The following is a 13,327-nucleotide window of genomic DNA, read 5'->3' as shown; positions in this document are numbered from 1 at the left end:
AGACACAACCCTTTGTTTGAGTAATTCTAAAATTCCCTCTTCATGTTTCCAACCAGTAGCTATTTGTCGCACCGCTTCACGTCGCACATTCGAACTCTGATCAGACACAACCCTTTGTTTGAGTAATTCAAACATTCCCTCTTCATGTTTCCAACCAGTAGCTATTTGTTCCAGCGCTTTACGTCGCACCTTCCCACTATTATTAGACACAACCCATTGTTTGAGTAATTCTAAAATTCCCGGTTCATGTTTCCAACCAGTAGCTATTTGTCCCAACGCTTCAAGTCGCACATTCCAATTCTCATCAGACACAACCCATTGTTTGAGTAATTCTAAAATTCCCGGTTCATGTTTCCAACCAGTAGCTATTTGTCCCAACGCTTCAAGTCGCACATTCCAATTCTCATCAGACACAACCCTTTGTTTGAATAATTCTAAAATTCCCTCTTCATGTTTCCAACCAGTAGCTATTTGTCCCACCACTTCACTTCGCACACTCCAGCTCTGATCAGACACAACCCATTGTTTGAGTAATTCCAAAATTCCTGGTTCATATTTCCAACCAGTAGCTATTTGTCGCACCGCTTCACTTCGCACACTCCAGCTCTGATCAGACACAACCCTTTGTTTGAGTAATTCTAAAATTCCCTCTTCATATTTCCAACCAGTAGCTATTTGTCGCACCGCTTCACTTCGCACACTCCAGCTCTGATCAGACACAACCCATTGTTTGAGTAATTCCAAAATTCCTGGTTCATATTTCCAACCAGTAGCTATTTGTCGTACCGCTTCACGTCGCACTCTCCAATCCTCATCAGACACAACCCTTTGTTTGAGCCAAATATAAGTTGAGTTTTCATCCCTCCAAGTTGTAGCAACCACTTCCACAGCTTGAGTACGAATTTCACGAACTAGATGTGCCTCATCGCTATAACGTTCATAATAATAACCAAGGTCATACCCAGTCAAATCTTTTAACCTATTTAATAACCGCTCCTCCACATCACCAATACTATGACGACTCCTCACTTCAAACAAACACTTGCCCGCCAAAAATAAATTCAGAAATTTTTCCTCTTCCCCCTCTTGATCCATCAAATAACTAATAATATCTCCCACAAACTTAGCATCAATCATCCCTGCAATTAACCGCAAAACTTCATGCCATTTTTCATCCTGCCAATGCTTACCAAAAACATAATTTATCAACCCATATATTTCCAGAGTTTGTGTTTCCTTAAACTGCCAAACAAAACTCCAAGCACAGAAAAATTCCAAAAAAGTTCGATGCACAAAAGCATAATATTCAGCCCCAACAAAACACAAAATAAAATTCCGACTCCGTAACTGTTCAATCAATGCCTTAGCCATCGGTCTCGCATCATTCATATCTATACTTTTAAGATATTCCGAAATAATCTCTCTTAAATCTTTTTCAGCAATTAAATTACCAGCTAAACCTGCCTCATTTTCCTGCATAAAAAAAGCTACCCGACGCAAAATTGCCTGCTTATCTTTATAGTCAATAGTTATCGGGTCAATTTTCGCATCAACCAAGGCTCGTTCCATATCCCATTGCTGTAATAAAACCCGCGAAGCTTGATTATAAAGTTCCGCTCTATCTCTGGGCAATTCTTGATGACGATTCAAGATAGCCATCATAGTTAATAAAAGGGGATTTCCTGACAATTGTTCAATAGCTGGAGAATCCTTAATTGCCCGTTTCAACCTCTCCCTTTTCCTCACCTTTTCCGCCTCATCCTGATAAGTCAATTTATGCCAACGTTGAATAAATTCCTCAACTTGTTCCTCCTCCAAATCTTGCAACATAAAATGATAAAACTCAGCATCCCGAAGTTTTTGATGTTTATAACCAATCACCCGCGAAGTAACAATAACCCGGACATTTTTATAGTTATTAGTAAATCCATGAATCCCAGTTATTATATCACCTCGTTTCGCAGGGTCGAAAACTTCATCTAACCCATCAAAAATCACAATAGCATCACCATTTTGTAATTTTGCATGAAGTTCAGGTTTAGGTAAATGACAAACAACTCCACTACCCTTTTCCAGAAAATCTAGAAAATTATTACACTTATTGGCATCATAGTTACGCACATAAGTCCGCAGTTCAATTAACAAAGGAATTGGGTATGAAGGCAAATATTTCGGTAGTAATTCTGCCCATTCCAAAGCGATATATTGTAATAAAGTAGACTTACCAGAACCGGGGTCGCCCAGAATAACTAAATATTTATAATTTTGATCTTCTACTAAGTCTAAAACCGAGCGATTTTGTTGTTCAAAATATCTGCGCCGGAGACCTTCTAATTGTTCCGAAGAAAAATCTTCCTCAAGGTCTCCAGTCTCTTTTAACCGCTGCCGATATTCTTTAGGAATTTCATGTACTTGAGGCAAAAACTCTTGAGATTCCCGGACATTTTGAGGAATAAATATTTTCCATAATTTCAATTGATCGTAACCATAACCACTCGTATCTAAACTTTCTAATTTGAGATTGCCATATTGTTCTCGGATTCCCTCTTGATGTTTTTTGAGATTAAAATCTAGTTTAATATCAGAGTTTTGATTTGCCAGTTTATCAAAATTTTGTGAATCCAATATTTTCCGTAAATCATCAGAATTTATCCTAATAATTTGAACTTTTTTGAGATAATTTTTAGCTATTTATTCCCAGTCAAAATTTTCTGGTAAAGCAGGTAAAGATGGATTTATTTGGTGCCAAATTTTAACCAATTGAGGAGTATCTAAAACCTTAATATCCTTATTAAACGGACTCCCCATAATTTCCAAAACCGACTCATTTTCCAGAAATAGTTTTAAATGCTCATTATATTTCTCAATTTGATTTTTATCTAATTCAGCCAGCTTTAATTCTTGCTGTACTAACCCAGAAAATTCTTGAAGAGCTTCCTGCATAGCCTTTTTCAAAGACCTTTTGTGGCGATCGCTAATCTCACCTGTAAAATCAGTAATACATTGCTTAAAAAAATCTTTAACATAGTCTTCAAGGGTTTCTTGAGCTAATTTTCCCAGAACTTCTCTAACGAGAAACCACAGTAATGAGAAAAATGTAGTAGTAGCCAACCATTCAAGCATAATTATTTCAGCTTTAATGTTAATCGTTATTTTTAATTATATTATATGTATATGTATCCCACCACCTCATCACCTTTTCTGAGTAATATCATTAGCTAAAGTAGTAGCGTATCTAGACTAAAATTGTGGTTAAAAAAAACTCACCCCTTCCCTTGTAGCAGGGGTATTTCATTCTTGGTATTTGGCAGAGAGAGGGGGAGCAGGGGAGCAGGGAGCAGGGGAGAATTTTCCACCCTTTAACCTAGATTTTCCCCAAATTCTGGTAATGATGTCCCCAATTCTCATAAATAATCAATTATTTATTTTACTTTGAAACAGCCCTGCTTCCCTTGTAGGGAAGGGGGAATATCTCCCCCTCTCCTTGCAGGATAGGGGGAGGGGCTGGGGGGAGAGGTCTTAATTTATGAAACTTACCCACAAAATAAATCTAGACACTCTACTACATTCTTTTTCGCCCCTAGCTCTAACTAACTTCCGGTTCCGAACCCTTCAATTCACAAACCATCCCAGAACAAGCGGGATCTTGCGGTCCCATCTCTGGTAACTCACTCGCTAACACATAACCATTCATCAACTCCGAGAAATCATCAGACTTCCGCCGTTCCAACATCTCCCGTTGCAATTTTTCATATTCCTCTTTAGAAATACGCTCGAACGGCAACCGGGGGAACGGTGCATCAAACCGCGCTAACAACGCTGACGAGATATAACCCTCATCATCGCGAATGGCTTCATAAATGCGTTTGCCCAAAGGTTCAATTTCTTCCTCTGTCAGCAAAATAGTGCTACTGCTGTTATGAGTCGTCCAAGCTTGCTGTACCACCATGTAAAAATCAAACATCGCAGTAGCGGTGAACTTCTCAATGGCAATATCCTCAACCCCAGGCAAATCTATCCAAGAAACCTGCACTGGAATTTCCACCAACCATTCTTTGGCGCGATCGTCAAAAGGATCGTTGAGTAAATTTCCATTTTCATCTTTGCTTGACTGTCCGGGAATCACCGAATAACCATAGTCCAAACACGCTAATGCTACCGGGTCATTTTTGGCAAAAGTAATCCGTCGGACCCACCGCAAACCAAAAGGAGGATGCCAACCAGGAGCAGCATTTGTTAACAGAGATTTGGTATTGTGCGATTTCAAAGCACCTTGCCAATACCAAGAGTCGTTATCATCCACACCCTCAATGGCAAAATCATAAGAGTAGTCACAAACTGCCCCAATATTCACAGATTCAATTTTGTATGGAGAAAAACTGAAAACGCGCTTTGGTGGAAATAGGGGTCGTTCCTGACATTTGATACTGTGTTCATTCAGATAATCTAAAGCGTCAGCATTAGACAACATTCGACTCAGACATAATCCCCACATATCTTTTTGTTGGGGTTGCAAGTTTTCCCCTTTGGTATTGTGAAAGATACTGAAACAGAGTCCGATCGCTTCCCCTACTTGTTGCAGGTTGCCAATAAAATCAGAACTTGCTGAATCTATAGATAAGTTCCCCTGTTTCCGCACACATCCATCAGTATCTATCAAACCACAGAAAAATGATAGCAGAGTAACTCGTGAAGAGCGACGTAAACTCATGGGTATCCGGTCTAAATCTTTGCTTTTATCAGTTTTGGCAAGTTGGTTTAAGTGCAACCAGTCAAATAATTGTCGAGAAGCAAAGGATAATTCAAAACGACCATTACCAAGGTCATTGATATTACCTGGGATGCCAAATAATTTTTTGCCTGTTTCTTGGAGGCGATGCAAAACATCAAGTCTGCCATGAGAAAAACGGACTCGATATTTGTGTTCAGAAATGCAACCATTCCCAAACAAACAACCTAAAAAGTAAGCTAAATCTGGAGTAAGAGTTGCCGGAGTCACGATTTCGTGAGTTAAGACACCACGGTTATGACCTAATGTTTGAGACCGTTTCACTCTGGTATAATTTTCTAACTCCAAGGGTATTAGTAAAGCATCTTCTTGTTTGTGATATTCACCAATACTGTAGTCAAGCAACATTCCTGGTTTAAGATCGCAACCATATACCCACTTACCTGCGACACTCATCCGATGGTTGGGAGTCATCCGTAATATCCTACCATTAGCTAGTTTGACTTCCACAAGTTCTAGTGGTTGATTAGCGATCGCCGTGGATGCTCCTATTCCATCGCGAACAGTTAATTCTAATCCTACCGTTTCTCCACTACCAGGTGCGACTATTTCATCTGCATAAAGCAAACCTTGATTAAATATTCTCAAAGCAGTTTTGTCGAGACAACCGGAAGGTTGCACTGTTGTACACCGATTCGGACGTTTCAGATTGTGGCGATCGCAATAATCCCACACTACCCGATGCACTATTTCCCGCCACCGAGTTAAATATTCTGCTTCCTGTTGTTTAAACTCTAAACCTTGAATAGTTGCCGGACGTCCTGCTTGCCACCAATGCAACCATTCAATACCAAAAGCTTTCACAAAAAAGTCAAATAAACCAGTAAAAGAAACCCCAACAATAGGGTCTAATTCTCGACTATAATTATAGCGAGGTTCCAGGAATTTATGGTTAAGTAAAGTTGCCACGGAAAGGGCACCAGCAGTAAAAGCTTCCTCCTGTTCTTTATGATTATTTGGGTCAATTTGATTCAGATGAATCTCTGATAAATTACAATTTCCGGTCAAAGTATTGCCAAAAACACCTTTATGAAATTCTGGTTCTTCAAAACAATAAGTGTCATGTAAACCTGGTAATTCTTCAACACTTTCAATTGTTTGATATTTACCTTTAAATTTAGGTTCACACCCTTTACTTGTATCTAGTCTTTGACAAGGAATTTCACTACAATCAGTTATTTGTAAGTAGTAAAGGTCTTTATTTCTTTCTCCTAAATTTGTAGTATAACCGCGACTGGCCATTAAATTTACTGATGCACGAATACCACATTTTATCAACAGTAATTGTAGTCTTTTTGCCCGTTCATAATCAGATACATAAATTCTGATTCCATTACTGTTAGTATTAGAACCATCTGTATCTGCTAATCCGGCAATAAAAGCTAGAATTGCTGGTTTATTCCAACTAGCAATAATATTTAAAGCATCAGGTTCAGTTTGTAAACGATGCAGTAATTCTCCAGAGAATCCTAAATCAGTGACATCAACAAAAGAAGGTAGATAATTATATTGTCGTTCCACTGATTTATTACCAGCAACAATTAATTCAGCTTTGTGAGAATAAAGCCGAATTTTAGCATTACCATTTTTGTCTAATGTTCCATCACCTACAGCTACACCTAATGTATAAGCATAAGATAAATTGATAGAATCTCCATCCTGATAATCTATGACAAAAGGTTCCGTATGTAAAACATATTTGCTATGATTTAGCAAATCTTTTGTTTGTACTTCTTGATAGTTTTTACCAAACCTATCTTTAACAAAAAATCGGTGATATTCTGTCACATCAAGATAAGAACCATCCCCAAATTTTACCCGGTATAATTTTCTGTCTTTTCCTGTTTTGAAAGGAATTACTTGACTCCAACTTTTACCGTTCCAAACTTCAACTTTTTGACCAACAATATCTTTGATTTTGTGAATACTGTCGCGAGTAATTAATAATGTATCTTCGCTGACACAGTGAAAATTTGAACCAATAATTTCGCCACAGTTATGAACTACAAATCCATTAGCGTCAAACCGAGACGGTCCGGGAACGGTGCAATCATAAACAGTTTCTGTCCCATCGGGAGTAATAGACTTAACTGTTGCAGTGAAGCGGTCACGATTTAGTGTCCGCTTATATCCTTCTAAGACAAGAGTAAGCTTTTCACTTTTAACAGGCTCTTTGAACCCAACAAGTTCTTTAAAAATTAGCAAGTTATCTTTAGAAACAACAAGTTCATGATTGGCTTTGCAATGATAAAAAGCAAGATCGCGATTAGAATCCGGTAATTTTCTTACGTTCTCACTACGTCGATTCTGGTAAACTGTTGAAATAATTCCTATTCGGGCTAGCATTCTTTGAACAATTAAAAGCGAATTTAGATTGCTTTGCGCTAAACGAATACTAACGCCTTTATTTGGGTCGCCTTCAACACTACCATCTGCATCAAAAATTCCTCGTAGAAAGCCACAATAAAAGTTGTAGCTACCACGTTCAATTTCTGAAGTTATAACTTTGTGCTTGCGGTTTATTCCAAACTTATCTCCTAAAACTGCTAACTTAGAAGAAGTTACTTGGCTCATGTTGTGGAGATTGTGATGACATCCTTTTATGTTAGGATGTCCTAAAGCAGAATTATTCAGGGTAGCAATTGCATACTCTAGCATTTCATTTTGAGATTTACCCCAATACCTAAGTATTCCAATGTCATTACCACTTTTAGTTTTGGCAATAGAGCCATCGCCAACCATACTTCCTAAAAGCCATCCTTCTTCAAAAGTTCCTTCACCGTCCCATTTTTGAATTTCTCGGTGATTGTGTAAACAAACTCGATCGCCAGGTTTTAAAGAAATAGCAGAAACCCATTCAGTATATTGTTTCTTTTGAGTTTGACTTATAATTTTAAGCACGAGGTGGTTTTCAGTTAGTCGGATTGAAAAACCTTCTTTAGTTTCCAGTTTTAAAATAGGTTTTGTCCCAGTTTCAAAAAATCCGTCAGGAGTTGTACTAAAAAGTTCTCCGTTAACAAAAGTGCCATGTTGAACGCCAATTAATTCCTTGACCTGACGCGCTCCAAACTCAGTATGAATCCAAGTATCTGCTGTTACACATGGGTTGAGTCCTAGACGAGCTAACCGATGTTCGAGTTCATCATTACTAATATTTGGATAGTGTTCTTGAAACCATTTTTTGGCATTATCTTCTCCATAAGCTTTCAAGAAATCACTCTTTATTTCTGGCGTTGAAAGTAGATCGCGATTAGCACGAGCAACTGCTTCACCTCCCCACTGAATGGCACCTTCACCCGAATAAAACTGTTTTCTCACTGCCTCAACACATTCTTCTAATGTTGGTTTGTGATGGAAAACATGGGTATGATTTGCCATTCTCAAAGCATCTCTTTTGGGGTCAATTCCCCAGTTACCGTTTTCATCTTGTCGCCAGAGATTATCCTTCGCTACAGCAAAGAGGCGATCGCTACTATTACCTTGGCGCATTCCTGCAGATCTTCTGATGTTGCCGGCGACGATCGTGACTGCTGCTTCGTCAATTAGCAAACAACATTCCACAGAATTTAATTGTCGCCCAACTGCTTGATTTAAAATACTCCCACAACGTTGATACAATTCTGGCAATTTTACCGGATTGGCAACACCACCAAATCCTTTTAACGGTTCTCCCGCAGGTCTGACATCACTCAAATCAATGATAACATTCACCTTTCCCGAAAATCGCTCATCAGTTGACAACTCCAACAAAGCCTGATAAGACCCTACCCAACCTTGACGACTGTCACCAACCAAAATTTCCGCTTCGTCTTGATGAAATGTTACTTCTGTCAACTCACGCCTTGATTCAGGAGGAGTAACACCAATTTCACCCCGCAATACAATATTTAAATAATTGCGAATCGGTGGCAGTTGATTTATATTATGTGGTTCTAATACTGCACCTGTACCACACCCCATCATCGCTAAGTCCATTAATAAACCGAAGGAGCGCCAGTCTACAATATTAGTGGACGAGCAGTTATAGGCCCCTGAAAAGTTTTGCTGTTGGGTAATCCATTCTGTGCCACCTACCCACAACCAACGGCCAGAAGATAGGGCCTTAAGTTGGCTCTGCATCCGATAGAGTAAGTCTGTTTCTTCGGCCGTGAGTTGGCCTAATTTTCTGAGGCCATTAATTGTGCGATCGCACACTTCTGTCCAGGTCTCACGGCCTGTTTCTGTCTTACGGCTATAGGTTCTGTAAAATACGGGATTAGCTGTGGGAGCTGTTTCTGGGAACTCCGTCCGATCTATTTTTTCTAGTTCTCGTACCATAGTGAAATTGAAAATAGAATTTTTTGGAAATAAGCAACAAATTATGAGTGTAGCGACTTTTCATATTTAGTGTCAAATTGTTGACAAATTTACCAAATCACTCTACATTTTGTGTTTTTTTGTTTTAGAGGTAAAATTAGTATTTTAGAGATGTAATTAGAATTGAACTAGAGTTAAAAGTATGAGTAAAACACTACAAAAAAATGTTTGCCTAGCATGACCTAAGAAACACTTACCTATAATAATTGAATGCTTACTAAGATATAGGAATCCTAAATAGGTTGTGACAAATAAAAAAGTTGAAACTCCCACCTTTTCCCTGTTCCCTATTCCCTAAAAACCGGCAATATTTTTGCCACAAATATGCGGAGGATTGCTATATTAAACAAGGTACTATATATGTTTGAGAAAATCTTTTCTTTTAAGAATAAGTATAAAGTCAGTATGACAATTTTTGTATTTATTCTTTCCCTGATTATTATTCTCAGCTTTAATTCAGAAAAAATTCTCTCTCAAGACATAAATTTAACTGTCTCAGAGAAAGTGATGAAAATGGAGGAAAGGCTAAATAAAGAATTTGAAGCTTATTTCGATAGAGGGTTTTCTAAATTTTCAAAGAATGGTGATTATATTGCTCAAAAATTGTTAGGAATTAGCCAAAAAAGTAATATAAGACCAGCCGTATTTTGGGCGATTCCTGAACCATAATATTTACATTTAGTTTTTATCTCTCCTGGAAAAAAACCTCTAGTTGAAGATATTAATTTTCTCAAAGAAGAAACCCTAATTCAGACAGTTAAATCATTTCATGTTCAAATCATTAATCCTCAGAAGGGTTTTGCAAACTTTAACTTAAGTCAGGCTCAACAACTCTATGAATGGATTATTAAACCCTTTGAAGCAAATCTCCAAGCCGAAAAAATAGACACAATATTGTTTTGTTTAGGAAAAGGTTTGCGTACTTTACCAATAGCCGCATTACACGATGGAGAACAATTTTTAGTAGAAAAATATAGCCTGGCAATTATTCCTGCATTTAATTTAATTGACTCTAATTATACTCCCATTGAAAAAGCTAGAATTTTAGCTATGGGAGCATCAGAATTTGAGAAACAAACTCCTTTACCAGCAGTTCCAGTTGAACTTTCAACAATTGTTGATGGAAACCTTACAGAAAATATCTCACCTCAAAATATTTCTGGAGGTTGGCCAGGAGAATTGTTTCTTAATCAGGAATTCACTTTAGAAAACTTAAAAAATCAACTTTATTCTCAATCTTTTAATATTATTCACTTAGCAACTCATGCGGAATTTCGACCTGGAAAACCTGAAAATTCTTACATTCAATTTTGGGATACTAAACTCAATTTAGACGAAGTAAAAGAGATTAGTTGGAACACTCCTCCGGCTGAATTATTAGTTTTAAGTGCTTGTAAAACTGCTGTAGGAAATAAAGATGTTGAGTTAGGTTTTGCCGGATTAGCTTTAGAAGCAGGAGTTCAGTCTGTATTAGCTAGTTTGTGGTACGTTAATGATATTGGAACTTTAGCTTTAATGAGTGAATTTTATGAACAGTTAAAAACAGCACCAAGTAAAGATGAAGCTATGAGACAAACTCAAATTAAAATGATTCAAGGAGATGTGTTGCTCAGGAATCAAAGATTGAAGTTTTCTAGAGGAGAAATATCTTTACCGAATTATTAATTATTAATAATTAATAATTAAATAATTCTGGTTTAAAGCCTCCCCTTTTAAGGGGAAAGAAAGAAATAATATTTCCTTATCTTCAATCAAGAACGGTTTTAACCAGAGGTAATTATCAATTATCCATTATCAATTATCAATTAATGAACTGAGAGTTTACAAGTATTGGGAGAAGTTAACTTTTCTCATCCTTTCTATTGGTCAGGATTTACTCTACTTAGTAGTCCTTGGTAATAATTAATAGGGAAAAGGGAATAGGGAATAGGGAACAGGGAATAGGGAGAATATAAATAAATATATGTTTACCTCATTAGTCTGAGAAGCACTATATTGATTTTAGGCGTTGTGAATCAAGCTATTAAATCTAAATTTGTCAAATATAAAATACTTTTAAATTAGGAGTTAGGCAAGGGCAATTTCCAGAAAAATCCTAGTCAAAATCACCAACGGCTGATTTTAATATTAATACCAAATATCCCTCATTACAAAAATTGGTATGGTGAAAATTATCTTAACTAACTATTAGAAACTCTATATTTGGTAACAGAGGGTCTTGAATTATTCCTACTCCTTGAAAACTCCATCTATTAAGTATTGTTTTTAACTGGGTACTAGGAATAGATTCTACTGCGAAGCGATCGCTCAAATCTGGAGCATGGGTATTTAAGTAACTATAAGCATCAAAATCTTTCTGAAATAATAATAAGAATTTTACAGCTTCATCTGGATTTGGATTGGCACTAATATAATTACCATCAACTTTAGAACGGAGTAAATAATAAACTTGGGATAACATAGAAAATTTTTTATATTAAATATTCAAATTGTGGTATACTAATACCTTTGCATAATCCGAGCTTTTGCTTAACAGGTTAAACTACTTATATCAAGACATGAAATCTTTTTCAATTGTTATTCCAGATCAAAAGGATATTACTCAAGACCAAGAGTTTTTTATTTTGGAACAAAATGGTATAACCCAGGAAATAAAAATCCATGACTATGACAAAATTTTCTCAGTACCAGGATTATATGAACAGCTATTAATGAATAAGCTTTAATGTAATTCTCCCAGGGTAATGAAAAATGTAGTTGAGTTCATTAGTAAGAATTATTTTATCCCTATTACTGAGATGTCTGTTCTGGAGATTGGTGCAGGTAACGGATTAATTGGTGAGAAATTACGTCAACTAGATGTTCCTCACTTAGTAGGACAAGATATTTCTCAAATTGCTTGTGATGCAGCAATGCGAGACCAACCCAAAATATATGACAAATATATTGTAGGTGATTTATCTGATTCAAACGGCGAAGTTTTCTCTAAGTTGAAAGATACAAGTTCTATTAATTGTTTAATCGCTGTTGGGTCTCTAGGATTTTCTGATATTTCTACAAAGGGATTCAGCAATGCTCTGAATATTGTTGAACCTGGTGGACTTTTGGCTATCTCGATCAAAGAGGAATTTTTGCTTTCTGATAATCAGACAGGTTTTGGCAAATTTATTGATTCTTTAATCTCAGAAAATTTCTTGGAAAAGATTTGTGAAATTCGTTACGTTCACAGATTAGCTACATCAGGAAAACCGATTTTTTACATTGTTTTATGTTGTAGAAAGCTCCGTTAAAATATATAGCGCTAGGTAATAGGGAATAGGGAATAGGGAATAGGGAATAGCAGATTGTGAAAAGGTTTTCCTACCGAATGCTGCGCAAACAGGATTTAGAAATGTTAAACACCTTAATGCGTAGTGCTATATGTGAAATATGCAAAGGGGTAGACCAAACCCATCTAAATTTTGGCAGCTTTTATCGTTAAAGTTTATAGAAGGAACAATTATCAATACTTAAGTACACGACTTCAAAATAAGATGGGTTTGCTCTATCCCTATTTAGGGGTTGAAGCCAATTTGTATAATCATATTAGGCAATCCAACTCTATACTTGACAAACCTAAATCCCTATTTAGAGATTGAAACATTTTCTCCCTCCTTAAGGGATGCGGTGGAAATTTTTCTTGATAAACCTAAATCTCTCATATTAATCTAATCCCTAACCCCACAACTCAGTATGAAACAAATAACCCTTGCAGAACTTCCCGAAGCTTTCCAAAACCTAATTAACCAAGCACAAGAAACAGGCGAACTCTTAACTATCATCCAAGATGGTCTTCCCTTCGCTATTATTTCCCCTGTCAAAAAAAAATCTCTCCTGCAAACTCTTTCTACACTTGAACCGTTAGATGAAGATTTTCCAGATGTGGATGAAGAATTATTACCTTTAGATGACATTGATTTGTCAAAATGAGTTATTTATATTTATTAGATACAAATATCATTTCTGAACTGATTAAAAACCCAAGAGACTTCATTAATTGATAATTGATAATTGATAATGGATAATTGATAATTACCTCAATAAAAACCTTAACGGAATTGAATCTAAGGAAATATCCTAGCACTTTTTTCCCCTGGAAAGGAGATAATTTTAACCTGAATTATTTAATTAATAATTATTAAT

General features: G+C 36.7%; 8 protein-coding genes and 1 pseudogene. 5 read left to right on the top strand and 4 right to left on the bottom strand.

The annotated features are described in order from the left end of the window. The 3 genes and pseudogenes from ACP6PK_RS10170 to nrdJ form a co-directional block, all read right to left on the bottom strand. Positions 1-1,095 (bottom strand): HEAT repeat domain-containing protein (locus tag ACP6PK_RS10170; RefSeq protein ID WP_426559509.1); only part of this gene is annotated, 1,095 nt, incomplete at its 3' end. Positions 1,096-1,785: 690 nt separating this feature from the next. Then, positions 1,786-3,123 (bottom strand): annotated as a pseudogene (locus tag ACP6PK_RS10165) (NACHT domain-containing protein); the annotation flags it as partial. Positions 3,124-3,586: 463 nt separating this feature from the next. Further along, positions 3,587-9,106 (bottom strand): ribonucleoside-triphosphate reductase, adenosylcobalamin-dependent, encoded by a 5,520-nt coding sequence (gene nrdJ, locus ACP6PK_RS10160; protein ID WP_426559506.1) that lies wholly within the window; start codon positions 9,104-9,106, stop codon positions 3,587-3,589. A 444-nt stretch (positions 9,107-9,550) separates the two neighbouring features. Here nrdJ and ACP6PK_RS10155 point away from each other — a divergent pair, with 444 nt between their 5' ends. After that, positions 9,551-9,814, top strand: coding sequence for a hypothetical protein (locus ACP6PK_RS10155; RefSeq protein ID WP_426559505.1), 264 nt, complete (start codon positions 9,551-9,553; stop codon positions 9,812-9,814). 18 nt (positions 9,815-9,832) lie between these two features. Next, positions 9,833-10,810, top strand: coding sequence for a CHAT domain-containing protein (locus ACP6PK_RS10150; RefSeq protein WP_426559508.1), 978 nt, complete (start codon positions 9,833-9,835; stop codon positions 10,808-10,810). Between the two features lie 511 nt (positions 10,811-11,321). Here the strand turns inward: ACP6PK_RS10150 and ACP6PK_RS10145 are convergent. Then, a complete protein-coding gene (locus ACP6PK_RS10145) occupies positions 11,322-11,606 on the bottom strand; it encodes a hypothetical protein (protein ID WP_426559504.1) in 285 nt (94 codons plus the stop codon). A 97-nt stretch (positions 11,607-11,703) separates the two neighbouring features. Here ACP6PK_RS10145 and ACP6PK_RS10140 point away from each other — a divergent pair, with 97 nt between their 5' ends. The 3 genes from ACP6PK_RS10140 (at position 11,704) to ACP6PK_RS10130 (ending at position 13,114) form a co-directional block, all read left to right on the top strand. Further along, positions 11,704-11,871 carry a hypothetical protein gene (locus ACP6PK_RS10140; protein ID WP_426559503.1) on the top strand — a complete coding sequence of 56 codons (168 nt, stop codon included), beginning with the start codon at positions 11,704-11,706 and terminating at the stop codon, positions 11,869-11,871. Positions 11,872-11,943: 72 nt separating this feature from the next. Next, entirely contained in the window at positions 11,944-12,435 is a 492-nt protein-coding gene (locus tag ACP6PK_RS10135; protein ID WP_426559502.1) for a class I SAM-dependent methyltransferase, read from the top strand. A gap of 442 nt (positions 12,436-12,877) precedes the next feature. Beyond that, positions 12,878-13,114, top strand: coding sequence for a hypothetical protein (locus ACP6PK_RS10130; protein WP_426559501.1), 237 nt, complete (start codon positions 12,878-12,880; stop codon positions 13,112-13,114). The last annotated feature ends 213 nt before the right edge of the window (positions 13,115-13,327 follow it).

Origin of the sequence: Dapis hubbardiae BLCC-M172 (genome assembly GCF_050016015.1) — a bacterium.
Classification (GTDB): Bacteria; Cyanobacteriota; Cyanobacteriia; order Cyanobacteriales; family Microcoleaceae; genus Trichodesmium.
The sequence above is the reverse complement of the archived record's forward strand: the minus strand, read 5'-3'. Positions and strand labels throughout refer to the sequence as shown.

What these genes read in the sequence shown, in the direction of transcription:
- nrdJ (WP_426559506.1), bottom strand. Translation starts at nt 9,106, where the DNA reads ATGGTACGAGAACTAGAAAAAATAGATCGGACGGAGTTCCCAGAAACA.
- ACP6PK_RS10155 (WP_426559505.1), top strand. Translation starts at nt 9,551, where the DNA reads ATGACAATTTTTGTATTTATTCTTTCCCTGATTATTATTCTCAGCTTT.
- ACP6PK_RS10145 (WP_426559504.1), bottom strand. Translation starts at nt 11,606, where the DNA reads ATGTTATCCCAAGTTTATTATTTACTCCGTTCTAAAGTTGATGGTAAT.
- ACP6PK_RS10140 (WP_426559503.1), top strand. Translation starts at nt 11,704, where the DNA reads ATGAAATCTTTTTCAATTGTTATTCCAGATCAAAAGGATATTACTCAA.
- ACP6PK_RS10135 (WP_426559502.1), top strand. Translation starts at nt 11,944, where the DNA reads ATGTCTGTTCTGGAGATTGGTGCAGGTAACGGATTAATTGGTGAGAAA.
- ACP6PK_RS10130 (WP_426559501.1), top strand. Translation starts at nt 12,878, where the DNA reads ATGAAACAAATAACCCTTGCAGAACTTCCCGAAGCTTTCCAAAACCTA.